The organism is Rahnella sp. RFA10(1/100) (assembly GCF_004195115.1).
GTDB classification, from domain to species: Bacteria; Pseudomonadota; Gammaproteobacteria; order Enterobacterales; family Enterobacteriaceae; genus Rahnella; species Rahnella perminowiae.
Genome location: NZ_SEWR01000001.1, coordinates 543,796 through 567,053, shown reverse-complemented (window position 1 = coordinate 567,053; position 23,258 = coordinate 543,796). Strand labels below are relative to the sequence as shown.

22 protein-coding genes are annotated in these 23,258 nt (G+C 55.3%); 14 read left to right on the top strand and 8 right to left on the bottom strand.

The features are described 5' to 3' along the window. Positions 1-104 precede the first annotated feature (104 nt). Genes ETV65_RS02435 through ETV65_RS02420 form a run of 4 tightly spaced genes read left to right on the top strand, consistent with a single transcriptional unit; the run spans position 105 to position 3,224 of the window. Positions 105-917: an ABC transporter substrate-binding protein gene (locus tag ETV65_RS02435; RefSeq protein ID WP_235172886.1), complete on the top strand. Its 813-nt coding sequence runs from the start codon at positions 105-107 to the stop codon at positions 915-917. A 24-nt stretch (positions 918-941) separates the two neighbouring features. After that, positions 942-1,772, top strand: a complete 831-nt coding sequence (locus tag ETV65_RS02430; RefSeq protein ID WP_129951407.1) for an amino acid ABC transporter ATP-binding protein — start codon at positions 942-944, stop codon at positions 1,770-1,772. Next, entirely contained in the window at positions 1,769-2,542 is a 774-nt protein-coding gene (locus ETV65_RS02425; RefSeq protein ID WP_129951406.1) for an amino acid ABC transporter permease, read from the top strand. Before ETV65_RS02430 ends, ETV65_RS02425 begins: the two co-directional genes overlap by 4 nt. After that, positions 2,532-3,224: an ABC transporter permease subunit gene (locus tag ETV65_RS02420; RefSeq protein WP_129951405.1), complete on the top strand. Its 693-nt coding sequence runs from the start codon at positions 2,532-2,534 to the stop codon at positions 3,222-3,224. Before ETV65_RS02425 ends, ETV65_RS02420 begins: the two co-directional genes overlap by 11 nt. Here the strand turns inward: ETV65_RS02420 and ETV65_RS02415 are convergent. Genes ETV65_RS02415 through ETV65_RS02400 form a run of 4 tightly spaced genes read right to left on the bottom strand, consistent with a single transcriptional unit; the run spans position 3,195 to position 8,298 of the window. Continuing rightward, entirely contained in the window at positions 3,195-4,826 is a 1,632-nt protein-coding gene (locus ETV65_RS02415) for an ABC transporter ATP-binding protein (protein ID WP_129951404.1), read from the bottom strand. The genes ETV65_RS02420 and ETV65_RS02415 overlap by 30 nt on opposite strands. Next, entirely contained in the window at positions 4,823-5,647 is an 825-nt protein-coding gene (locus tag ETV65_RS02410; protein WP_129952117.1) for an ABC transporter permease, read from the bottom strand. Before ETV65_RS02410 ends, ETV65_RS02415 begins: the two co-directional genes overlap by 4 nt. 11 nt (positions 5,648-5,658) lie before the next feature. Continuing rightward, positions 5,659-6,654 (bottom strand): ABC transporter permease, encoded by a 996-nt coding sequence (locus tag ETV65_RS02405; protein ID WP_129951403.1) that lies wholly within the window; start codon positions 6,652-6,654, stop codon positions 5,659-5,661. 21 nt (positions 6,655-6,675) lie between these two features. Further along, positions 6,676-8,298 (bottom strand): ABC transporter substrate-binding protein, encoded by a 1,623-nt coding sequence (locus ETV65_RS02400; protein WP_129951402.1) that lies wholly within the window; start codon positions 8,296-8,298, stop codon positions 6,676-6,678. Between the two features lie 307 nt (positions 8,299-8,605). Between ETV65_RS02400 and ETV65_RS02395 the strand changes: the two genes are divergently transcribed. Then, positions 8,606-9,901: an NtaA/DmoA family FMN-dependent monooxygenase gene (locus tag ETV65_RS02395; RefSeq protein WP_129951401.1), complete on the top strand. Its 1,296-nt coding sequence runs from the start codon at positions 8,606-8,608 to the stop codon at positions 9,899-9,901. A gap of 186 nt (positions 9,902-10,087) precedes the next feature. Here ETV65_RS02395 and ETV65_RS02390 read toward each other — a convergent pair whose 3' ends face one another. The 4 genes from ETV65_RS02390 to ETV65_RS02375 form a co-directional block, all read right to left on the bottom strand. After that, the gene (locus tag ETV65_RS02390) at positions 10,088-11,431 is read right to left on the bottom strand and encodes an LLM class flavin-dependent oxidoreductase (RefSeq protein WP_129951400.1); all 1,344 of its coding nucleotides are present in this window, start codon (positions 11,429-11,431) and stop codon (positions 10,088-10,090) included. A gap of 35 nt (positions 11,432-11,466) precedes the next feature. Continuing rightward, positions 11,467-12,027, bottom strand: coding sequence for a GNAT family N-acetyltransferase (locus ETV65_RS02385; RefSeq protein WP_129951399.1), 561 nt, complete (start codon positions 12,025-12,027; stop codon positions 11,467-11,469). Positions 12,028-12,379: 352 nt separating this feature from the next. Beyond that, entirely contained in the window at positions 12,380-12,655 is a 276-nt protein-coding gene (locus tag ETV65_RS02380; RefSeq protein WP_235174269.1) for a helix-turn-helix transcriptional regulator, read from the bottom strand. Positions 12,656-13,170: 515 nt separating this feature from the next. Continuing rightward, positions 13,171-13,896 (bottom strand): pirin family protein, encoded by a 726-nt coding sequence (locus ETV65_RS02375; protein ID WP_129951397.1) that lies wholly within the window; start codon positions 13,894-13,896, stop codon positions 13,171-13,173. 156 nt (positions 13,897-14,052) lie between these two features. On the opposite strand from ETV65_RS02375, the gene ETV65_RS02370 reads away from it, so the two are divergent. From ETV65_RS02370 to ETV65_RS02330, 9 genes are all read left to right on the top strand, one after another. Beyond that, a complete protein-coding gene (locus ETV65_RS02370; protein ID WP_129951396.1) occupies positions 14,053-14,949 on the top strand; it encodes a LysR family transcriptional regulator in 897 nt (298 codons plus the stop codon). A gap of 147 nt (positions 14,950-15,096) precedes the next feature. Next, the gene (locus ETV65_RS02365; RefSeq protein ID WP_129951395.1) at positions 15,097-15,864 is read left to right on the top strand and encodes a phytanoyl-CoA dioxygenase family protein; all 768 of its coding nucleotides are present in this window, start codon (positions 15,097-15,099) and stop codon (positions 15,862-15,864) included. Between the two features lie 160 nt (positions 15,865-16,024). Next, positions 16,025-16,873, top strand: coding sequence for a helix-turn-helix domain-containing protein (locus ETV65_RS02360; RefSeq protein ID WP_129951394.1), 849 nt, complete (start codon positions 16,025-16,027; stop codon positions 16,871-16,873). A 262-nt stretch (positions 16,874-17,135) separates the two neighbouring features. After that, entirely contained in the window at positions 17,136-18,230 is a 1,095-nt protein-coding gene (locus ETV65_RS02355) for an ATP-binding cassette domain-containing protein (protein ID WP_129951393.1), read from the top strand. A 4-nt stretch (positions 18,231-18,234) separates the two neighbouring features. Further along, a complete protein-coding gene (locus tag ETV65_RS02350) occupies positions 18,235-18,885 on the top strand; it encodes an ABC transporter permease subunit (protein ID WP_129951392.1) in 651 nt (216 codons plus the stop codon). Then, the gene (locus ETV65_RS02345) at positions 18,882-19,589 is read left to right on the top strand and encodes an ABC transporter permease (RefSeq protein ID WP_129951391.1); all 708 of its coding nucleotides are present in this window, start codon (positions 18,882-18,884) and stop codon (positions 19,587-19,589) included. The genes ETV65_RS02350 and ETV65_RS02345 overlap by 4 nt, the downstream gene beginning before the upstream one ends. A 34-nt stretch (positions 19,590-19,623) precedes the next feature. Then, positions 19,624-20,508 (top strand): ABC transporter substrate-binding protein, encoded by an 885-nt coding sequence (locus tag ETV65_RS02340; RefSeq protein ID WP_129951390.1) that lies wholly within the window; start codon positions 19,624-19,626, stop codon positions 20,506-20,508. Further along, positions 20,505-22,049: an aromatic amino acid ammonia-lyase gene (locus ETV65_RS02335; RefSeq protein WP_129951389.1), complete on the top strand. Its 1,545-nt coding sequence runs from the start codon at positions 20,505-20,507 to the stop codon at positions 22,047-22,049. Before ETV65_RS02340 ends, ETV65_RS02335 begins: the two co-directional genes overlap by 4 nt. Then, positions 22,046-23,248 (top strand): CoA transferase, encoded by a 1,203-nt coding sequence (locus ETV65_RS02330; protein WP_129951388.1) that lies wholly within the window; start codon positions 22,046-22,048, stop codon positions 23,246-23,248. The genes ETV65_RS02335 and ETV65_RS02330 overlap by 4 nt, the downstream gene beginning before the upstream one ends. Positions 23,249-23,258: the final 10 nt, after the last annotated feature.

Below are 23,258 nucleotides of genomic sequence, written 5' to 3'. Positions count from 1 at the left end.
AGAAAAAAAATTAAATCTCCTGCTTTGTAAATTTGGGGCGCGAGCCCTCTGCAGACTATTCATAAGGAAAAACGATGGCCGTTATTCAGTTTAATAAACGTCAAATGACAACAAGCAAAATTGCTGCCGGTTTGTTTCTGGCACTCAGCACGCTTTCCACTTTTGCTGCTCACGCTGACCAGCTGGCGGATATCAAAAAAGCCGGTGTTGTGAAAGTGGCGACTTTTGATTCCAATCCGCCGTTTGGGTCTGTGGATGCGAAAACGCACGATATTGTCGGTTATGACGTCGATTTCGCCAAAGCGCTGGCGAAAACACTGGGTGTGAAATTGCAACTGGTGCCGACTAATCCGGCCAACCGTATTCCGTTGTTGCAGTCCGGCAAGGCGGATCTGATTGTGGCTGATATCACCATCACCCCGGAACGCGCGAAAGTAATCGACTTCTCCGTGCCTTATTTCGTCACCGGCCAGCAGTTCCTGGTGCCTGCGGGTTCACCGGATAAACTGGATGCCTATGCCACGGCGCGCATTGGCGCGGTGAAAGGCACCACCGGCGAGCAGGAGTTGCATAACCGCTTCCCGCAATCCCGTGTGTTGTCTTATGACGATATTCCGCTGGCGCTTTCCGCTTTACGTAACGGCAACGTGCAGGCGATTACCCAGGACAGCACCATTCTGGCCGGTCTGCTGGATGGCGCGCCGGACAAGGCAAAATACAAAGTGCTGCCTGAATTACTGAGCAAGGAAGAGATTGGCGTTGGCGTGAAAAAAGGCGAAACCAGCCTGCTGAAAGTGGTCAACGACGAACTGCTGAATCTGGAGAAAAATGGCCAGGCGGTCAGCATTTATAACGTCTGGTTCGGCCCGCAGACTAAATCTCCTCAGCCGCGACTGTTCAAAATTGAAGCCAAATAATTTGTTTTATGCAAGGTAAGACACATGCAGCAGGACACTATCTCAACCGCAGCATCGCCTGCGGTTTTTTCACATTCACCGGCCGCTAAAACCGCCGCCGTCGAATTTCGTCAGGTCAGTAAATCTTTTGGTCCGCATGAGGTGATCCGCAACGTCGATTTGCGTGTGGACAGCGGCGAAGTGGTGGCCGTTTGCGGGCCTTCCGGTTCCGGCAAATCCACCCTGATCCGCCTGATAAACCAGCTTGAATCCGTCACCCACGGTGAAATTCTCATCAACGATCAGCCGGCGCAAAACCTCAAAGGTGCGGCATTACGCCAGTTACGTACGCATATCGGCTTTGTGTTTCAGCAGTTCAACCTGTATGCGCATCTCACTGCCGAGGACAATGTCAGTCTGGCGCTGATCAAAGTGCATGGCTGGAAGAAAAATGCGGCACGCGAAAAAGCACGGGCATTGCTCGGGCGTGTCGGGCTGGGCGATAAAGCGCTGCATTATCCCGAGCAGCTATCCGGCGGTCAGCAGCAGCGCGTGGCGATTGCCCGTGCGCTGGTCACCGATCCGGGCATTATTTTGTTTGATGAACCGACATCAGCGCTCGATCCGGAAATGATTGGCGAAGTATTGCTGGTGATGCAGGAGCTGGCGAAAAGTGGCATCACGATGATCGTGGTAACGCACGAAATGAGCTTCGCCCGTGAAATTGCCGACCGGGTGATTTTTATGGACGGAGGCGAAATTCTTGAACAGGCACAGCCGGAAGATTTCTTCCTGCGTCCGCAGCACCCGCGTGCGCAGCGGTTTTTGCAGAAAGTATTGTTTCCGCTGCATCCGCAGACAGGAGCAGGGCGATGATCTGGCATCCTGACTGGGCGGGTGTGCTGAGCGGCCAGCCGTTGCAGTGGATTATCTCCGGCTTTCTTACCACGCTGTATGTCAGCCTTGCGGGCAGTCTGATCGCCACGTTACTGACAGTGCTGCTGATCGCGCTGCGTCTGAGCACGTCACGTATTGCCCGCGGCGCAGTGGTGGCGTTTGTTTCTGTTTTCAGGAATACGCCGTTGCTGGTGCAACTGTTGTTCTGGTATTTCGCCGCTTACGGCGCGTTGCCGCAAAGCTGGCGTTTTTACATCGGCGACAATCATCCGTGGGCGACGTTTCCGGGCAACATTGCCTGGCTGACGCCGGAATTTTTGTGTGCCGCCTGGGGGCTGGCGCTGTTCACGGCGGCGTTTCTGGTGGAAGAAGTGCAGGCGGGTCTGAATTCCGTGCCCAAAGGCCAGACTGAAGCGGCGATTTCGCAGGGGTTCAGCCGCAAGACATTGCTGCTTTCCATTCTTTTGCCGCAGGCGCTGACCAACGCCTGGCAGCCAGTCACCGGCCAGTATCTGAATCTGATGAAGCTTTCCTCGCTGGCGACCGGCATCGGTTTTTCGGAACTGACGTATCAGGTCAGTCAGATTGAAAGCTATAACGCACACGCCTTCGAAGGGTTTGCGGTCGGAACATTGCTGTATCTGGCGCTCGGACTGTTCCTCGGCGGGCTGATGACGGCGTTTGGTCCGAAACGTCCGCAGCGCAGGCCGCAGGCGGCAATGACGGAGGAAACCCGCGATGGAATTTGACTGGTCTGTTTTGCAGGATAATTTCACTTATCTGCTGTGGGGAAGACTGGCCGACGGTGAGCCGGGCGGGGTGTTGCTCACATTAATCATGGCGGCATCGGCGGGCGTTCTGGCGTTACTGGCCGGGGTGCTGATGGCGGCACTGGCGTGGCGTTTCGGCGGCCGGACGCGAAAAATTCTGTTCATCTGGGCATCCTTTATCCGCGGGATTCCGCTGATTTTCGTGATTTTCTGGCTGTATTTCCTGCTGCCGGTGGTGTTTGGCGGATCGATTCCCGGCCCGCTGACGGTGATCCTGGCACTGGCCTGGTTTACCTCGGCGGCGGTGATGCATTCGACGCTGGCGGGTCTGGAAGCCTTGCCGCGCGGGCAAACCGAAGCGGGGATCGCGTCCGGCATGAGCTACGGCAAGGTGCTGTTGTTCGTGTTACTGCCGCAGGCATGGCCGAACCTGTTGCCGTCATATCTCGGATTGCTGATTTCGCTGGTGAAAGATACGTCGCTGGCGTTCATCGTGAATGTGCCGGAGCTGACCACCGTGGCCGGGCAGGTCAATAACCGGGTGCAAATTTACCCGGCGGAAATCTTCCTGTTTGTCGGGCTGATGTATTACCTGCTGTGCGCGTCGCTTGCTGCGTTAGCCGGTAAAGCCTTACGGCGTCGCCGCCGTTTGCACACCTAAACCCGCCGACGGCAGCGCGTGGATAAGCTGCCGCGTCCACGGATGGGCAGGGCGGTGAAACACATCATCGACCTGCCCGTGCTCCACCACGCTGCCGTCTTTCATCACCATTACCCGGTCAGCCAGATGATGGACTACACCTAAATCGTGCGAGATAAATAACAGCGCGGTACGGTGCTCGGCCTGCATTTTTGCCAGTAAGTCCAGCACCTGGGCCTGAACGGAGACATCCAGCGCACTCACCGGCTCATCGGCCACCAGCAGCGCCGGATTCGGGGCAAAGGCGCGGGCAATCGCCACACGCTGACGCTGGCCGCCGGAAAGTTCGCGCGGATAACGGTGCAAAAAACTGTCGCCCAGCTGCACTTCATCGAGCAACTGCCGGATGCGGTTGCGCCGCTGTGCGCCAAAAATGCCTGCATTGTCGAGGCTTTCGCCGATGATTTTCTCCACGTTATAGCGCGGGTCAAACGAACTCAGCGGATCCTGTGCAATCAGCTGAATACCCCGGCGTCGCAGCCTGCGCTGCGCTTCCTCAACCTGGCTCCAGCGCTGTCCCTGGATGTTAATGGTGCCGGAAACCGGTTCGGTCAGCCCGAGGATCATGCGCGCCAGCGTGGTTTTCCCTGAGCCGGATTCGCCGACAATGCCCAGCGTTTCTCCGGCAAACAGGTGCAGACTGACGTGACTGACCACCGTTTTCCCGGCGTACTCTTTGCTGAGATTACTGGCTTCCAGTACAGGATTTTGCGTTGAGATATTGCGCGCAGGCAGGGGGACGCCACGCTGACCGGAGAGCTGCAAACCGCGCGTTGCCGGGCTCGGAACCGCCGCCAGCAACTGTTGCGTATACGGATGATCCGGTGCGGTCAGCAGTTTTTCACCGGGGCCTTCTTCGACCACTTTCCCCTGATGCATCACCAGAATGCGGTCTGCCAGTTGCCCGACGACCGACAAATCGTGGCTGATCAGCAGCAGGCTTTGGCCGTTGTCACGCCGCTGCTGGAGCAGATCTAAAATCTGCTTTTGCACTGTCATGTCCAGGGCAGTGGTGGGTTCATCGGCAATCAGCAAAGAGGGATTTCCGGCCAGCGCGCTGGCAATCAAAACACGCTGGCGCAAACCGCCGGAAAGCTGATGCGGATAGGCACCGAGGCGGTTTTGCGCATCGGGAAATCCCACCGATTTTAGCGAAGCGATCACCTGTGCACTGAGTGTCTTCGGATCGGTCTGGCGGCTGGCAGTGAGCGCATCGCGAAGTTGTCGTCCAATCTGTCGCAGCGGATCGAGTGAGACCAGCGCATCCTGCAATACATAGCCAATCTGGCTGCCGCGAATTTTACGCCAGCGTCGCTGGCTCGCGCCGAGCATGTCTTCGCCGCCGATCATAAAACGATCCGCAGTAATACGCGCTTTGTCATCCTGCAAGCCAAGCAGGCTGCGCGCCGTGACCGTTTTCCCCGAACCGGATTCGCCGACAAACGCAATGGATTCACCGCGCCGGAGTTGCAGATTCAGCCCGCTGACCGCCGCTTTCTCACCACCCGCAGGCGGAAAGAAAATCGACAAGTTTCGGATATCAATAAACAGTTCGCTGCTCATGGGCGTTTTCCTTCAAAAGTCGCCTGCCAGTGACGCCCGAGGGTATTCACAGAAATGACGGTCAGGGTGATTGCCACACCCGGCCAGACGCCAATCCACCAGGCATTGCGCAAATAATTACGGCCTTCGGCCAGCATCAGCCCCCATTCGGCGGTCGGCGGTTGCGGCCCCATACCGAGAAAACTCAGCCCGGCGGTGCCGATAATTGCTGTGCCCAGCCCGAGCGTAGCCAGCGCCGGAACGTGCGCAATGGCGTGCGGCAAAACGTGACGCCAGACCAGCACATGACGTTTCAGCCCCAGCGTGCGGGCCTGTTCGACATAACCGGAAGACATCACCACGAAGGTCTGTGCCCGCACCACGCGGGTGAAGCGAGGCACCGAGGCCACCCCCAGGGCGAAGATAAGATTGGTGGTGCCGGGGCCGGTAAACGCGATCAGCATCAGCGCCAGCAGCAGATCGGGAAAGGCAGAAACCACGTCCACCGCGCGGCTGATCAGTTCATCCGCAGGTCCTTTGAACAAGCCTGCCAGCAGGCCGAGCAGGCTGCCAATACTCACTGCCACGGCCATCGCCGCCAGACTGATCAGCAGGGAATAGCGGCTGCCATAAATAATGCGCGCCAGCACGTCGCGGCCAAGCTGATCGGTGCCCAGCCAGTGCCCGGCAGAAGGGGGAAGCTGCGCATTGACCGGATCGGCATTTAACGGGTCGTGATGGGTCAGCAAACCGGGGAAGACCACCGCCAGCAGCACCAGACATAAAAAACCGGCAGCCAGCAAATAGCCGGCGGGAAAGCGGCGTGTGATGCGCCCGGACATCAGAAACTGACTCATGGATTTTCCTCTCCGGCAGCGGGTGCGTCGCGCAGGCGCGGATCGATAAACAGGTACAAAATGTCCACCAGTGTGCTCAGCACCACGTACACCAGTGCCGAGAAAATCGCCACCGCCAGTACTACCGGCAAATCTTTACCCAGCACGGCATCGACGGTAATTTTGCCCAAACCCGGGCGGCCAAACACCTGTTCAGTGATCACCGCACCGCTGAGCAGACCGCCGATCAGCCAGCCGGTGAGGGTGACGGCAGGCAGCGCGGCATGGCGCAGCGCATGGCGTAAACGGATAACGGTGTTACCCAAACCCCAGGCGCGCAGCGTCAGAACAAAAGGTTCATTGAGTGCATCTTCCAGCCCGCGCCGCAGCACCTGCGAAACGACAGCGCCTTGTGCCAGCCCGAGTGACAGCGCCGGTAACACCAGTGACGAAAAACTGCGGTCACCGGCGACCGGAAACCAGCGCAGGGTAAAGCTGAAGATAAACAGCAGCACGATGCCAAGCCAGAAAGAGGGCGTAGAGGCCAGAATCAGTTCCACGCAACCGGCGATACGCTGTCCCCAGCGACGATGCGCGGTAGTGACCGCCATCAGCACGGCAAAGACCAGGCTGACCACCAGCGCCAGAGCGGTGAGTTTCAGCGTTGGCCACAGTTGCGATAACACCAGTGAACTGACGTCCGTATTAAGCAGGTACGAACGGCCAAAATCGCCGTGCAATACCCGCCACAGGTAATGCAGATATTGCAGATACAACGGCTGATCCAATCCCCATTCAGCGCGGATCGCCGCCTCAATCGCCGGGGTGTGCACCTGTTCGCCCATCAGTAAACTGACAATATCGCCCGGCGCGAGGTAAACGCTGATAAACGACAAAGTGACCGCCGCCCAGAGTACCAGCACGCCGGTGAGTATCCGCCGGGTGATCCGCCCGCCCCATGACGGTTTGGCCTTCGGCCTGCGGGGTGAAATAAATGCAGTTTCAGCCGACATGTGCTGACTCCTTACTTCTGATTAATGCTTGCTCAGCCAGACGTCATAGGCATTTTCCGGCATCTGTTTGAACGGCCTGAAGCCGACACCGTGGACGTAAGCCGCTGCCGCAATCTGGTCTTCCGGCTCGTAAAGCGGGATCGCCAGCGCCTGCTGCAACACCGCGAAATTCTGCAACTGCCCGTAGAACGTTTTGCGCTGTGCATTATCCTGCGTCAGCGACGCGCCTTTGAGCAGCGGAATGATTTCCGGCGCATCGGTGCGGCTGTAGTTGATTGAACCGCCGCCCTCGACCGGCAAATAGTGGTTTTCAATATCGATGCCGTCGGTATCCGTATTGGAGTTAGCAATCGAGCCAAACTGACCGGTTTTGCGCACTTCGGTATAGGTCCCGGAATCGACATAACGAATTTTCAGGTCGATGCCCAGGCGTTGCCGTGCCTGCGCCTGTATTGCCTGTAATAGCACATCACGCTGATCGCGCACCGTTGCCTGTGCCTGAATGATTTCAATGCGCAGGGGCTGGCCGTCTTTGGTGCGGATACCGTCAGCCCCTCTGGTTTTCCAGCCTGCGTCATCAAGCAGTTGGTTGGCGAGGGTCGGGTTATTGCCGTATTTACCGCTCAGGCTGGCGTCATACAGCGGATCCACCGGTGATGTAATGCCCCAGACGCGGGTGCGTTCGCCGCGATAAATCGACTGCAAGATCGGGGAAATATCCAGCCCCTGTAAAATCGCCTGACGGACATTCACATCCTGTGTCGGCCCATATTTCACATTAAGAAACAATGAATAAGGCGTGCCGGTATTGAGTGCGTGCTGGTAAGAGAAATCAGGATTATCTTTGAACTCACCGGCATCGTTACCCGAAACGCCTTCAATGACATCCACCTGGCCGGAAAGCAGAGCGCCGGTGCGCACTGACGATTCAGGCAGGAAACGGTAAGTCACCCCCTCGAGATACGCCGCGCCCTGATGTTTAGCATTGGCTGATGCCCAGTGGTAAGCGGGGTTACGCACATACTCAATCTGCTGGCCTTTCTCATAGCGTTTCAGAATAAACGGGCCGGTACCCGCGATGTCGGTGCCTCCGGATTTCAGCTGCGGCGAAGACCAGGAAGAGGGCGAAATCAGCTTCAGACCGGCAGCAAAGGACAGAAACGGACTGTAAACATCTTTCAGCGTAATGCTGACGGTGTGTGCATCCGGCGTAGCGACGCTGGCGATTCGCCCGGCCAGCGCACAAATACTCGACCCTGCGCAATACGCCGGATCTTGTGCATGACGGAAGTTTGCGGCGACGGCGGCGGCATCGAATTTTTCTCCATTGGAGAATTTCACGTCATCGCGCAGGGTAAACGTATAGGTTTTGCCGTCGCCAGACACGTTATAGCCGGTGGCCAGCCACGGGATATACGAACCGTCCGGCTTGCGCGCTAACAGTGATTCATAAGCGACGCGCAGGATCAGCTCGGCTTTTGACTGGCCGTTTAACTGCGGATTGAGCGTATTAGGTTCAGTTTCCACGCCCCACGTCAGTGTGCCACCTTGTTGCGGTTGTTCAGCTGCATACAGCGGCTGGCCGGAAGAGAGCACTAACAGCGCGAGCGCAGAGAGAGAACGAACGTGAACAGAGGATTTCATACATTTCCCGTCAGATGATAAACCGTGAATTATTCAAATAAACTCAACCTGTAACGCCGCTTTATTCCGGGCGGCTTGAGGGATTATTAATGTCACGTTGCTAAGTTGTAAAATCACAATATTTGCTTTTCAGAAACAATAAATGACTTAAGGGGTTTCTATGGCTTAACCAAGAGGCGAAATACCGGCTTATCTCATTTGAGGGTAATAAAATGCTTTTTTCTTCGTGGTGTAATCAGCGGCGGTCTCTATTTTTAACGCAGGCAATTTAAACGCAGGCAGTTATGTGCAGATAAAGGAGAGCAGCTTGACGAATACATCCCGCAGACGCTTAAAGACCCTGGTCGGGGCAGGAAGCGTGATCCACGCCTCGAACGATACCCGCCGCCAGACGGGTATTTCACGTGCCATCACGCTGGCTAATATCGCAGAAAAAGAAAAAATCACCGGGCTGTTTACGGCCGATTTATTACAGGCTGATCCTGACGGGCTTTCCGGCCCGACCGGGAGTCAGGATCCGCTGATAACCCTTGCGGCGCTGAGTCAGGTCACGTCACAAATCGGTCTGATAGCCACGGTTTCCACCACCTATCAGCATCCGTATAATCTGGCGCGGCTGATCGGCACGCTTGATCACGTCAGCGGCGGGCGTGCGGGCTGGAACGCAGTAACGTCTTCAGTCGGCGAAGAGAATTTCGGCGATATCCGGCTGCCTGCGCCTGAAGTGCGTTACGCCAGAGCCACAGAGTTTATTGAAGTGATTAACGCGCTGTTCGATGCCAATCAGCCGGATGCCGTGGTGCGCAACAAAAGCGGCGGGGTGAGTATAGATCCGCGCAAGCTGCATCCGATCAATCATCACGGGGATTTTTTCCGCGTCCAGGGCCCGCTGAACGTTCCGCCGCCGCCGCAACACCGGCCGGTACAGTTTCAGGCCGGGCAGTCAGAAGAAGGGCTGAAACTTGGCGCGAAATACGCGGAGGTGATCTACACCTCGCAACCCACACTGGAAGACGCCCGGGCCTTCGTGGAGCGCGTTCATCATCATGCTGATGCCTTCGGACGACATGAAAACCGGCCGCTCATCATGAACTCGCTCCACTCGGTCATCGGCTCAGGCCCTTCTGATGTGGCGCGCCGGTTGTTCGAAAAACACGAGCGTATTGATTATCAGCAGGGGCGTCTTAAAGTGGCGGATATGCTGGGCGGTGACATTGATTTGCGCGACCTTGCGCTGGATCAGCCCGTTCCGCTGCGGTTGTTACCGGATGTCGATCAGATAAACCGCCGTCGCGGCCGGGCAGAGATTTTTAAGCGTTTCGCCTTGCAGGGACTGACGCTGCGCGAACTGATCATACAGGCGCAGGAAACCGGCCACTGGTTTGTCGCCGGTACGCCGGAACAGCTGGCCGACGCCATCGAAGAACGCTACCGCGCCGGTGTGCTGGATGTCATTTCCCTGCATGGCCTCGGGCAGGTGGATCAGGAAGACTTGCTGATCAACGGCCTGTTGCCGGAGTTACGGAAAAGGAAACTTATCGATACCGAATACGGGGAGGAGGATTTCAGGGGGAATCTTGGATTAGCATCCAGACTGCCGTAGATCAAGGTCGTGGGCGTCGGCCCACTCCCCCAAGACCCCCCAGGCTCTTTCACTGCGGGCGGAGCGCGCAGTTAAAAAACGCAGGATTCCAAAGGGTTTCGTTTAAAACCCTTTGGGCCAGTGTGGGCGGCGAGCCCACGACCTTGACCTTAAAGCCAGTTTGAGTGGCAACCCAAGGTATTGATTCTAAACCGTCAGTGCATCGGAAGGCACACTCTTAGCAGTGAATTGATTCTCCGGCTCCCGCAACCCCAGATTTCCCCGCAACGTCTCACTTTCGTATTCCGTCCGGTACACTCCCCGTGCCTGCAAAATCGGGATCACACTGTCGGTGAAATCATCGAACGCCGTCGGGGTTCCGCCGCGGACAATAAAGCCGTCGGCAGCGCCCGACGTGAACCAATGTTCCAGTCCGTCAGCAACGTCTTCGGCAGTACCGGAGAAGGTCGGGCGTGGCGTGGCGGCTTCCAGCGCGGCCTGACGCAGGGTCAGCCCGCGCTCGCTGGCGTTGCGTTTGATTTCATCCGTGGTGCTGCGGAAGCTGTTTTGCCCCAAATTACCTATGTCGGGGAAGGGGGCGTCGGGGTCATATTGCGCAAAATCGTGATGCTCGAAATAGCGGCCAAGATAATCCAGAGCACTTTCCAGCGTCACCAGTTGCGCCGTTTCCTGATATTTGCGTTCGGCGTCGGCGGGCGAGTCACCGATAATCACGCTGATACCCTGAAAGACGCGGATGTCGTCAGCGTCACGGCCGTTTAACACCAGCTGACGCCTGACGTCGAGCCGGAACTCGCGGGCCAGTTCAGGGGTTTCCTGACGGGTGTAAATGGCATCAGCGGCTTCGGCGGCAAAAGCTTTGCCCTGTTCCGATGCTCCGGCCTGAAAGACGATCGGACGGCCCTGCGGCGAGCGTCCGACGTTCAGCGGCCCCTGCACCGAGTAGTATTTGCCGTGATGATTAAGTGTGTGCAGTTTCTCCGGCACAAAGAACTGGCCGGTGGCTTTGTTGCGCACAAAGGCATCTTCTTCCCAGGAATCCCACAGTCCTTTCACCACGCTGACGTATTCACTGGCGATGCGGTAACGCTCATCATGTTCCGGATGTTTATCGCGGGAGAAGTTTTTCGCCGAGCCTTCCAGCGGTGAGGTCACGACGTTCCAGCCCGCCCGGCCACCACTCAGATGATCGAGGCTGGCGAACTGACGCGCGACGGTAAACGGCTCGCTGTAGGAGGTGGATAATGTGGCGACCAGTCCGATTTTGCGGGTGACCAGCGACAGGGCAGAAAGCAGGGTAATCGGTTCAAAACGGTTGAGGAAATGCGGAATAGATTTCTCAGTAATATAAAGTCCGTCGGCGACAAATAAGAAATCAAATTTAGCCTGTTCAGCTCGTTGCGCTAATTGCTGGCAGAACTGAATATTAATACTGGCATCAGCAACCGCATCCGGATGACGCCATGCAGACATATTTCCGGATGCGCCCTGAATAATGGCACCCAGGCGTATTTGTTTTTTCTGACTCATTGTTTCATCCTTAAGAATATATTATTCAGCCGCTGTTAAACCAGCGTGCGTAATTCAGCGATAGAGCGCACCAGCGGTGCCTGTTCCAGTGCTTCGAATGCCTGCTGGTTGAGAATTTTGCGCAAATAGACCAGTTCCACACCCAGCGGGTTGGTCGCGGTATGAAATGGCTCATAACCCCGTCGCTGATACAACCCGGTCAGCCACGGATGTTTCACCGCCGTTGCCAGATACACCGCCGGTGATTTCAGCGTGTCCCGCAAAAACGTCTCTTCCACGTAGCGGATAATTTCATTGCCAAATCCCTGGCCTTTGGCGTGTTCTGCCACCGCAAACCAGTGCACAAACGGCCATGGCGCAAGATGATTTTTCGCGGGTGTCCACAGAAAACGGGTGGTCAGCGTCGCGGTCAGTACACCGTCTTTTTCCAGCACATAAGTGGTTTCATTACGGATAACATCCCGCACATCCTCAACGCTGGCGCGGGTAATGGTGAAATGAATGTTATGTTCCAGCAGCGGCTCGTAAGCCTTTTGCAAAAGACTGTGCAGCGCCGCTGCTTCAGACTCCTGAGCAAGGCGGATCACATGGCTCATATTCCGTTCCTTTAGTTCACAACACATCGTTAACAATGATTATTAAAGTCAGGGACAAGCGATGTAAAACAACAATAGTTGCTATGCAGTTGCGGGAGATGGAATAGGGGCGGTCATAAAACTCCCTCCCCTTCGCAGGGGAGAAGTAAAGAGAAAAACTATCTTCCTTTGCATTTAAGATCCTACGGGCAAGATTTCCAGCCTGTCACGGCGCCAACTGAAACAGAGTGTCTGGCGACAGCGCGCAGGCTTTTTCCCGCGCCACGGCAGAAGGTATGGTGCTGAAAACAGGGAGTTAAGAGCAGGGAGAGGAAGGAAAAGGGCGTTTTTACAACGCCCTGAGGAGATGCTACTACTCGTCTGTAGGGGGTTTCTTGGCCGGTGTACGCAGCGGACGTTCAACAAATTGCATGGTGCGCTTATCGAAATACCGGCTTGGCCAGATGATAGAAGGCGGCACACCGATAGCCTGGCTAATCAGCAACTCACCCTTTGGCCAGGGACGGGTAAGCGCATTGGCTAAGGTGGTTGAACATAAACCCGCCGCGCGTGAAACCGCAGACAGGGTGGTGCCTTTTTTGCGCAGTGCAGCAATGATGTCGGCAGGGTGCCAGTCCTGATTAATCAGGATTTCCCCCTCATGTTGCTGAATATATGAGGTAGGAAACGGCAGAAATGTCGGACTATGGGGCAGTTTCATGTGTATTCTCCGATGTGATAGTTAACCACCACCGGAGCTGCGAAACTCTTTTTGGTGGTGGCTCAGACAAGGTTCGCAGTACCGGTCACATCGGAATCCGGCCAGCCCGGGGGCTGCCTTGCCTGAGTCACCATAGGATGTACAAATTACAAGCATCTGCATCTGACAGGTGTACCGAGGCTAATACATAATTATTACATATGTATTTCCGATGTGGTATTCAGGCTGCGAAACCTCGCCGCGTTTTTTTGACGCAGCAAGGCAAATATAACGTAAGCAAGGGTGCTAAACCAACTGGATAACCACTGAGATGGGATTTGCTTTCCAGAGAAAAATATATGTTGCAGAGCTTTGCAGCAGGCATTTTTACCCATGAGGGAGAGGGCGCAAAAAGGCAGGCATATTGCTGAAAATGTCTGCAATATGCCTGTTAAGTGCTTTAATTAGCGGGACGGGTGATTCACTTCCACCGGTCGCAAATCAAAAAGTAATACTTCTGCCTGATCACCGTCCGTAAAGGTGAGTTTATCTTCCTGACGGATACGGGCACCGTCACCGTTTCTGAACTCAATGCCGTTCACTTTGATGCTGCCGCGTGCCACATGGATATAGGCATAGCGGTCAGGATCCAGATCAAACGTGGCCTGTTCTGCGCCGTCGAAGAAACCCGCGTAAATCTTCATGTCCTGACGCACCGTCAGTGAGCCGTTGTCACCCTCCGGCGAGACAACCAGACGGAACTGGCCACGTTTTTCCGCTTCAGCCACAGAAACTTGCTGGTAACCCGGTTTGGTACCCGTTTCAGACGGCACAATCCAGATTTGCAGGAAATGGACATTCTCGTCGCCGGAGTGGTTGAACTCACTGTGTGTCACACCGGAACCGGCGCTCATCAGCTGTACATCACCGGGAACAATCACAGAACCGGTACCCATCGAATCTTTATGCTCCAGCGCGCCTTCCAGAACATAAGAGATAATTTCCATATTGCTGTGCGGATGTGCGCCAAAGCCGCGGCCCGGTGCAACCTGATCATCGTTAATGACCAGCAGGTCTGAGAAACCGACCTGTTTCGGATCCCAGTAACTGGCGAAGGAAAAAGTATGGCGTGAATGCAACCAGCCGTGATCACCCAGGCCGCGTTGTTCAGAGAGACGTTGTTCGATCATGATGTGCTCCTCAGTTTGTCAGGGGGGAAGTGCGTTTGCGCTTCCGATGAACAGAGAATACACGTAAACTAATTTGCTCAACAATGCGCTGGTTTGACTATCACTGTCACGTTTTGGTGGACAATCAGCGGCATGATAATCAAGGATGCGGATAAGATGCAGATAGAAGATCTTCGTATTTTTGTTGCGGTGGTAAAGGCCGGGAGTTTTACCGCAGCGGCTGAACAACTGATGCTATCAAAACAATATGTCAGTCGCCGTATGGCGTCGCTGGAGGCTGGCTTAAATGCCCGGCTGCTCAACCGCAACACCCGTAAACTGTCGGTGACCGAATCCGGTCAGTTGTTCGCGCAACATGCTCAGCGGATCCTCGATGACATCGAAGAAGCCGAACGCGCGGTGTCGCCCAAACGGCAGGCGCTTCAGGGGGCATATCGCATCAGCATTCCGATGTCGTTTGGCATCAGCCATCTCTCACCGCTGATTGCCGAGTTTTTAGGTCAGCATCCGGCTATTCAGTTTCAGGTAGAACTGGTCGACCGCTATGTTGACCTGGTGGGTGAAGGTTTCGACATTGCGTTGCGCATTGGTAATCTGGCCGATTCGTCGCTGGTGGCGCGGCGCCTGGGCGAGCTGAAGCGGGTGATCTGTTGCAGCCCGCAATATCTTCAGCGCAAGGGAACGCCGGAAACGCCGGAGGATTTGCTCAGCCATCACTGCCTGCGTTACGGGCGTGAAGGACAGACCGGCTGGGAGCTGGAGCTGCACGGCAAACGCCGTCTGTTTGATGTGCGCGGGCCGATTGTCAGCAATAACGGTGAAGTGTTACGCGATGCGGCCGTCGCCGGACTGGGGCTGGTATTACTGCCGGAATTTATCGTCGGCCCGGCACTGCAATACGGGGCGCTGGTTCGCGTACTCGATGCGTTTCATCCCGGCCCGCTGAGCCTGCACGCCCTTTATCCGCAGCATCGTCAGCGCAGCGAAGTCACCCGGGTATTTCTCGACTTTTTACAGGAGAGACTCAAGGCACAACTGCTGGTGGCGGTCTGAGAGACATGCTGCGGATGTAAGCCGATCTGTCTCACACTTTTTTGGCGATCACACATAAATCCAGTGTTTCGTAGGATTAGCATCGTTTTTTCCTATAAAAACTGCCGTACTTTCATGTTACGCAAACGTTAACTGAAGGGGCGGGAAATGAATCATTCATCTGAGCAATATCTTGCAGCACTGGGCGCAACACAACCGTTAACACCGGCACAGGCGGACGAACTGGAGACGCGCGGATACCTGATTATTCATGATGTGATTGACCAGGACTGGCTGGCGGATATGCGTGTCACGTTTGACGCGCTGGTGGAAAAAGAGGGCGATAATCTCGCGGTGGAACATCATCAGGAAGCCACCGCCACCCGTATCGCCAATATGATCAACAAAGGCACTGTGTGGGAAAAGGTCTGGTCGCATCCGCTGATCCTGTCCGTGTGCCACCATATTTTCGGCGGCGCGTTTAAGGTTTCGAGTCTCAATGGTCGTGAAGCGCTGCACCGGGGAGGACATCAGCCGCTGCATGCTGACTGGAAAAAACCGCGTCCGGATTTCCCAAAGGTGCATCTGGTCAATGCTATCGTGGCGATTGACGATTTAAGTGCCGCCAACGGTGCGCCACGTATTATTCCGGGCACTCATCACCGCCCGGAATTGCCGGAGGACGTGCTGGCGGATGTCGAATTGCCGCATCCGGATGAGGTGGTGTTTGAGGCACCGGCAGGCAGTGTGATGATCTATAACGCTCATGCGTGGCACGGTGGTACCAATAACCACGCCGGCACACGTCGCCGGGTGCTGCACAGTTTGTATATTGATCGTGCCGATGCGCAGCAGCAGGATCAGCGTAAATGGCTGACGCCGGAAACGGCAAGCCGCCTGACGCCTGCGCAAAAATGGTTGCTCGACGTGCTCTGAATGGCTGTTTCCCTCCGGGCCTGGCCGCCGGTCAGGCTTTTTTATTGCATTTTACCGGGTCTTATAATGGACACCAGAAGGGGCACGGTGTGGCAGGCGGGATTACCGCGTATTTGTTAGGTGTATGTTATGATCAAAAGAAATCCTCTGAGAGGCTGCCATGCTGCAAGACGTGATAGAAACACTGTTCCGATCGGTATCCGGCAGTGATGCGTTTGCTGTCCGGTTCCCTGATAATTCCCTGCCTGCGCCCGAGCTGGCCTCGGTGGTTAGTTTTCCGCGTATCGAATTTGTGGTTGAAGGCGAAGTCCGTGATCGCAGCATCGCCGCCGGTAAAGGGCTGCTGAGGCAGGGCGATGCACTGTATATTCCGGGCGGGAAGTGGAATCTGATGGTGTGGGATCAGTCCGCGACAGTGCTGAGTATTCTGTTCAGTAAAGAAAAACTGGGTTTCAGTTTGCAGTTCTGGGATGGCGTGACATTTACCGGTACCGATAAGCAAAGTGTTTCGCGCCTTGGTCCGCGGGTAGGCTCGTTTTTGTTGCAGGCGATGAATGAAATTATCTCTAATCCTGACGACCAGCAAACCGCGCGCTGCGTGGTCGCGGGGTTGTTAAGTCATTGTCAGGAACAGCTCGCCAACCGGGCGCAGATCCTCACCCGCAGCGGTGCGCTGTTTGAGGTCATCAAAAAATATATTGAAGAGAATGCCGCACTGCCGCTGACGCGCGAAAACGTGGCAAAGCGTTTCCATATCACCCCCAATTACCTGTCTCATTTATTTCGGAAATCCGGTGATATCGGCTTCAGTGAGTATCTGAATCATGTCCGGCTGGAAAAGGCGAAACTGCTGCTTAAAGGCTATGAGCTGAAAATCAAAGAAGTGGCAGCCAGCAGCGGCTTTGTTGACAGCAACTATTTCTGCCGCGTTTTTCGCAAAAGCACCGCCCGTTCGCCTTCTGAATATCGCAGTCAGTGGCTGAGCCAGTTGTCGGATCGAAAGTCGTAGCCAGCCTGTAGCCAGAAAGTAAAACATTCCGCACCGCAATGGGGCGAATTGTTTTTTTCTGGTGCAAAAAAACGTCATTTTTTGTTCACTTTTATGCCTCACTGCCCGTCACAATCGCCATATTCTGCCGCTATTCCTCCGTTTTGATAAGTTGGCATTCTGCTTGCTAGGTTGTACATACAAGTTAGTACATGTCAGGTCTGCGAAATGATCACAAGCAGGCGTCCTGTGAAAAACACTCCGTAATGTGGCTGGAAATGTAATGATTTCATTTGAGAACATAAGCAAATTTTACGCAGATGGTACGGTGGCTGTAGACAGGCTGTCGTTCAGTGCGCCGACAGGGAAAATCACCATGCTGGTCGGGCCCTCGGGCTGCGGCAAAACCACCTCGCTGCGTATGATCAACCGGTTAATCGAACCCTCTTCGGGCAGCATTTTGCTGAACGGGCAGCCGACCGCCGGAATGGACCTGGTAAAATTACGCCGCAAAATAGGTTATGTGATCCAGAACGCGGGGCTGTTTCCGCATAAAACCGTGCAGGACAACATCGCGGTCACGGCGTTGCTCAACGGTGCGACACGTACGGCTGCGCGTAAAAAGGCCCTCGAATTACTTGAGCTGGTCGGGCTTTCCCTGTCGATGGCGGAGCGCTATCCGTGGCAGTTATCCGGCGGTCAGCAACAACGGGTGGGCGTGGCGCGTGCGCTGGCATCGGACCCGGAATTTATGCTGATGGATGAACCTTTCAGCGCTGTCGATCCGGTGGTGCGCGAACAGTTACAGGATGAGTTTTTAAGGTTACAGCGTGAAATCGGCAAGACCATTATTATGGTTACTCACGATATTGATGAGGCGATGAAATTAGGCGATCAGGTCGCCGTTTTCCGCCCCGGGGGGCGTCTGGCGCAAGTCGCCTCGCCGGTGAAATTACTCAATGAACCACAGGATGCGTTTGTTGCTGATTTTATTGGTCGTGATCGCGGATACCGTAAACTTTCCTTCGACAGCATCCCCGGGAATATCAGTCTGACGAAAGAACCTGTCATCGAGCCGGGTATTTCCGTCAATGCAGCCAGAGCCCTTGCCGGAGAAAGTGCCTGGGTGCTGGTGGTAGAAAATGAATGTCCGCTCGGCTGGTATGATGTCACACAAAATAAAATAAACGTGGATGCGGAAGATATTAATCTCGGCAGTACCTTCGCGCCGAAAAATGGCACGCTGCGACAGCTAATGGATGCCGTATTAAGTTCTCCCTGTCAGCGCGGTATTGTGGTAGATGAACATCAGCGTTTTATCGGCACGGCCACTATAGAACACGTCTTTTCACTTTCTTATTCCCGGACTGTGAGGTAGTGCCATGCGTTTTGACTGGTTATTTCAGCAGCGGGAAAATATATTAACGCTGCTCGGCTGGCATATTTACCTGTCTGTTATTCCGGTATTGATCGGGCTGGCACTGGCTATTCCGGTAGGCGGTGTTTTACACCGATGCGGAAAATTTAAAGACGGTATTCTGAATTTATTAGGATTGCTTTATACCATTCCTTCACTGGCGTTATTTGTTCTATTGCCCGGTCTGCTGGGCACAAAGATTCTGGATGTGGTTAATGTCGTGGTGGCCCTGACATTGTATGCATTTGCGTTGCTGATCCGCACCGTATGCGACGGACTGGATTCTGTGGCGGATGATACCCGCCAGGCCGCTGTCGCCATGGGCTACCGACCCTTGCAGCGTTTCCTGAGCGTGGAATTACCGCTGGCCGTGCCGGTCATCGCCGCCGGTATGCGGGTGGTGGTGGTTTCGAATGTCAGTATTGTGTCGATTTCGGCGCTGGTTGGCATGCCGCAACTGGGGGCATTGTTCACCCAGGGTTTTCAGTTGCATTTCCTGACACCGATTATTGCCGGTATTTTCCTGTGCATTGTGCTGGCGTTGCTGCTGGATAATCTGGTGCTGCGTACCGGCAATAAAATGACCACATGGCAACCGAAAAGGAATGCGAAATGATTAACTGGTTGCTGGACTCCGGTCACTGGCTCAATGATGACGGTTTGCTGATGCTCATCTTTCAGCATCTGATTTACAGCATTGAAGCGTTGTTCATCGCGGTGATTATTGCTTTTCCGATCGGTTGCTATGTCGGCCATACCGGTAAAGGTGCGACGCTATTAATCGGCAGCGCCAATGCCATGCGGGCGCTGCCTTCATTCGGGTTAATCATCTTGCTGGTAATTCTGTTCGGGCCGGTATTTGAATCGGACCTGGCTTTTATTGTGCCTTGTCTGATTGTGCTGATTATTCTGGCCTTACCGCCCATTATGATGGGGGTGTATTCCGGCATCCGGGCAATTAATCCGGCAGTTATTGATGCCGCAACCGGTATGGGGTATTCACCGCTGAAACTGTTGCTGGCGGTAGAAATACCCTGCGCACTGGCGCTGATATTATCCGGTATCCGCAGTGCTGCGCTGCAAATTGTGTCTACAGCCACGATTGCAGCGTATGTTTCGCTTGGTGGCTTAGGGCGGCTGATTATTGATGGCCGTGCACAGAATGATTATCCGCAAATGGTTGCGGGTGCTTTTATGGTGGGAATATTAGCGTTACTGGTTGATGTATTTTTCTCTTTTTTAATTCGTTTCATTGTTTCACCAGGATTGCGGCAGCGTGAGCGCCGCCGTAAAAAAACCATTCCTTTATCGAATCACTGAATTATCTACTCACTCATTCCGGAGCCTGACAAAAATGAAATTGAAAAATTTGCTCGCCGTTGCCCTGTTTTCTGCTGCCGTCGTACACGTCCCTGCTGCGTTTTCCGCTGATACGGGGGGCACTATTATCATCGGCTCAGCGGATTTCCCCGAAAGCCAGCTGATTGCCACTATTTATGAGCAGGCACTGGCAGCAAAAAATGTGAAGGTGGAAACCAAACTTAATATTGGCAGCCGTGAGGTGTATATGCCCGCGCTGCTTGATGGCTCCATTAATCTGATCCCGGAATACAGTGGTGCCACCCTGAGTTATCTCGACGAAAAAACGCAGGCTCATTCTTCTGAAGATGTGGCGGCGGCACTGGCAAAAGCTTTACCGGAAAAAATCAAAATGCTGGATATCTCAGCCGCGCAGGACAGTGATGTGCTGGCTGTGACTGAGAAAACGGCCAAAAAACACAATCTGAAAGACATCAGTGATCTGGCACCGGTGGCGAAAACGCTGGTTCTGGGCGGTCCGGCAGAATGGAAAACCCGTCGTGAAGGGGTGAGAGGGCTGAGCGAAGTGTACGGCCTGACCTTTAAAAACTTCAAAGTGCTCGACGTCGCCGGCCCGCTGACACTGTCTGCGCTGACCAATAATCAGATTCAGGTCGCGGACATGACCTCAACCGATCCGGCGATTAAAACGAAAAATCTGGTGGCGCTGGAAGATTCCAGACACTTATTCCCGGCGCAAAATATTGTGCCGCTGATTGCTAAAGACAAAGCCAGCGAGGTGGTCGAAACCACGCTGAACAACGTGTCCCGACAACTGACCACCAGCGATCTGATCGTGATGAACGGCAAACTGGCGAATTTTGAAAGTGTGGATGCCGTAGCAAAAGAGTGGCTGGCCGGGCACGGGCTGGATAAATGATGACGCGCACTGTCATCTTAGGCACGGCGGAAACCTCCGTCCGTGATATCGCGGATATCGCTTACGGGGCACCGGTGTTGCCGGACCCGTCAGCGTCAGATGCCATGCTGATCGTGCATGAGAAAATCAGGCAGGCGATTGCCGACAACAAAGTCATTTACGGCCTGACCACCGGCGTGGGCGACCTGGTCACTCAGCGCTTATCACCGGAGCAAATTTCTGACGTACAGCTCAATATGCTGAAAAGTCACGCCTGCGGTACGGGGCCGGTGCTGGCGCAGCATGAAGTGCGGGCGATGATGGCGGTGATGATGAAGTCGCTGCTGCAGGGCTACAGTGGCGTCAGCCCGGCGCTGGTGCAAACGATGGCCGACATGCTTAACAAGGGGGTGACGCCCTGGTCGCCTGCCAAGGGGTCGGTTGGTTACCTGATTGCCACTGCGCATATCGGGCTGTCGGTGTTTGGTTACGGAAAATCGTTCTATCAGGGCGAACTGTTACCGGCACGGGAAGCGCTGGAGCGGGCGGGGATTGCCGTGCGCATTCCCGGTCCGCGCGAAGGCCATGCGCTGGTCAGCGGCACCTATGAAATCACTGCGCTGGGCTGTCTGGCGGCGCAAGCCTTCCGCGAATTACTGCCGGCGGCGGATGCTGCTGGTGGCATGAGCCTGGAAGTGCTGAAGGGGAATATCCGCGGGTATGATGCCCGCCTTCACGCATTGCGCCCGCACGACGGCCAGCAGGAAACCGCGCGGATTTTGCGCTGTTTCCTGCGCGACAGCGAGATCCTGGATAAATACCGGGATTTTCGCGTTCAGGACGCACTGAGCCTGCGCTGCATTCCGCAAATGCATGGCGCGGTACGGGATGTACTGAGTTACTGCCTGAAAACGCTGACTACCGAAGTTAATTCGGTCACAGATAATCCGGTGTTTATCGTGGAAGAGGGGGTGCTGAATGTTTTGCCGGGCGGCAACGGGCACGGTGCGCCGGTGGCGTTGTGTCTGGATGCACTGGCGATTGCCATTGCGCAACTCAGCACCGGTTCGCAGGCCCGCGCTGACCGACTGACAAACAGTCATCTCAGCGGATTACCGGCTTTTCTGGTGGCCAATGGCGGGGCGCATTCAGGCATGATGATCCCGCCTTACGCTGCGGCCGCGCTGGCAGGGGAAAATCGTGCACTGGCAGCACCGGCCAGCGTGCATACCGTATCCACCTGTGCCGGACAGGAAGATCACATTTCCATGGGAGTAACAGCGGCGCGTAAAGCGATTGATGCCGTTGAAAATGCCATTGATATCGTGGCGATAGAAATCTTGTGTGCCACGCAGGCGGTGGAATTCCACCGTCCGCTGCGCGCCTCAGCGGGCACGGAAACCGTATTGTCTCTGGTGCGCGGGCAGGTGGCCTTCCGGCAGAGTGACGAGGAAATGTATCCGGATATGCTGGCTATCCGTCAGCTGATCGGACAGGGCGATATCTTGCGCGCGCTGACCCCCCTGATTTTCGCAGACCTTGCTGACGGAGAAAATGTATGAGTACATCCGCGACATCACGGCCGCTGGAGGGGGTCAAAGTGCTTGACCTTTCCCGCGTGCTGGCCGGGCCTTACTGCGCTTCGCTGCTCAATGATTTGGGTGCGGAAGTGATCAAAATTGAAATGCCGGGTAAAGGTGACGACTCCCGTGATTTCACGCCGCATATTCATGGTGAAAGTACCTACTTCATGCTGCTTAATCACGGCAAAAAAAGCCTGACGCTGAATCTGAAATCTCCGCAGGGACGGGCGGTGCTGGAACAACTGATTGAAGGCGCGGATGTGCTGGTGGAAAACTTCCGGCCCGGCGTGACCACGCGTCTGGGCATTGATTATGACGCTGTGAAGAAGATCAATCCGAAGCTGGTGTATGCCAGTATTTCCGGCTTTGGTCAGCACGGGCCGCTGGCGCACAAAGCAGCTTATGACCATGTGATCCAGGCGATGGGCGGCATTATGCAGGTCACCGGCTGGGCGAATGGTGAACCGACCCGGGTGGGGGATGCGATTGGTGATGTGGTGTCGGGGCTGTACTGTTCGTGGGGCATTCTGGCGGCATTGCTGCAACGGGGCATCAGCGGTCTCGGGCAGCATGTGGATGTCGCCATGCTCGACGCGATGGTATCGATGCAAATGGTCTCGCTGACACAACTGCTGGGCGGCATGCCGCTGGCCGGGCGACTGGGCAATGCACATCCCATCAGCGCCCCGATGGACAGCTACCGTGCGGCCGACGGTTATCTGGTGATTGCCGTGGCGAATGACAGCCTGTTCCGCCGTCTGGCACAGACTATAGGTAAACCGGAAGTGGTGCAGGATGTGCGTTTTGCCACGGATCCGCAGCGCCTGAAACATCAGTACGCATTACGGGTGCTGATTGAAGAATGGCTGCACGACAAAACCGTGGACGGGGCGCTCGCCCTGCTTGATGCAGACGGCATTCCTGCCGCCCCGGTCTGGGGGCTGGATCAACTGCTGCAAAGCCCGCATGCCGCTGAACGGGGACTACTGCATCAGGTGAAACATCCGGTTGCCGGTGAAATCAGCATATTACCGCAGCCGGTGAAGCTGAGCGGCATGCATCAGATACCCGATTTAATGCCGCCACGGCTTGGTGAACACACGCGCGCCATTCTCAGCGCGCAACTGGGGCTGTCTTCGCAGGAGATGGACACACTGGAGCAACAGGGCGTTATTTAACCGGAGGCAG

Excerpts from the sequence above, each read along its gene's own strand:
- ETV65_RS02335 (WP_129951389.1), top strand. The coding sequence starts at position 20,505 with ATGATGACGCGCACTGTCATCTTAGGCACGGCGGAAACCTCCGTCCGT.
- ETV65_RS02390 (WP_129951400.1), bottom strand. The coding sequence starts at position 11,431 with ATGAGTCAGAAAAAACAAATACGCCTGGGTGCCATTATTCAGGGCGCA.
- ETV65_RS02415 (WP_129951404.1), bottom strand. The coding sequence starts at position 4,826 with ATGAGCAGCGAACTGTTTATTGATATCCGAAACTTGTCGATTTTCTTT.
- ETV65_RS02365 (WP_129951395.1), top strand. The coding sequence starts at position 15,097 with ATGAATCATTCATCTGAGCAATATCTTGCAGCACTGGGCGCAACACAA.
- ETV65_RS02340 (WP_129951390.1), top strand. The coding sequence starts at position 19,624 with ATGAAATTGAAAAATTTGCTCGCCGTTGCCCTGTTTTCTGCTGCCGTC.
- ETV65_RS02400 (WP_129951402.1), bottom strand. The coding sequence starts at position 8,298 with ATGAAATCCTCTGTTCACGTTCGTTCTCTCTCTGCGCTCGCGCTGTTA.
- ETV65_RS02375 (WP_129951397.1), bottom strand. The coding sequence starts at position 13,896 with ATGATCGAACAACGTCTCTCTGAACAACGCGGCCTGGGTGATCACGGC.
- ETV65_RS02410 (WP_129952117.1), bottom strand. The coding sequence starts at position 5,647 with ATGTCCGGGCGCATCACACGCCGCTTTCCCGCCGGCTATTTGCTGGCT.
- ETV65_RS02345 (WP_129951391.1), top strand. The coding sequence starts at position 18,882 with ATGATTAACTGGTTGCTGGACTCCGGTCACTGGCTCAATGATGACGGT.
- ETV65_RS02425 (WP_129951406.1), top strand. The coding sequence starts at position 1,769 with ATGATCTGGCATCCTGACTGGGCGGGTGTGCTGAGCGGCCAGCCGTTG.
- ETV65_RS02370 (WP_129951396.1), top strand. The coding sequence starts at position 14,053 with ATGCAGATAGAAGATCTTCGTATTTTTGTTGCGGTGGTAAAGGCCGGG.
- ETV65_RS02350 (WP_129951392.1), top strand. The coding sequence starts at position 18,235 with ATGCGTTTTGACTGGTTATTTCAGCAGCGGGAAAATATATTAACGCTG.
- ETV65_RS02355 (WP_129951393.1), top strand. The coding sequence starts at position 17,136 with ATGATTTCATTTGAGAACATAAGCAAATTTTACGCAGATGGTACGGTG.
- ETV65_RS02330 (WP_129951388.1), top strand. The coding sequence starts at position 22,046 with ATGAGTACATCCGCGACATCACGGCCGCTGGAGGGGGTCAAAGTGCTT.
- ETV65_RS02405 (WP_129951403.1), bottom strand. The coding sequence starts at position 6,654 with ATGTCGGCTGAAACTGCATTTATTTCACCCCGCAGGCCGAAGGCCAAA.
- ETV65_RS02420 (WP_129951405.1), top strand. The coding sequence starts at position 2,532 with ATGGAATTTGACTGGTCTGTTTTGCAGGATAATTTCACTTATCTGCTG.
- ETV65_RS02360 (WP_129951394.1), top strand. The coding sequence starts at position 16,025 with ATGCTGCAAGACGTGATAGAAACACTGTTCCGATCGGTATCCGGCAGT.
- ETV65_RS02435 (WP_235172886.1), top strand. The coding sequence starts at position 105 with ATGACAACAAGCAAAATTGCTGCCGGTTTGTTTCTGGCACTCAGCACG.
- ETV65_RS02430 (WP_129951407.1), top strand. The coding sequence starts at position 942 with ATGCAGCAGGACACTATCTCAACCGCAGCATCGCCTGCGGTTTTTTCA.
- ETV65_RS02385 (WP_129951399.1), bottom strand. The coding sequence starts at position 12,027 with ATGAGCCATGTGATCCGCCTTGCTCAGGAGTCTGAAGCAGCGGCGCTG.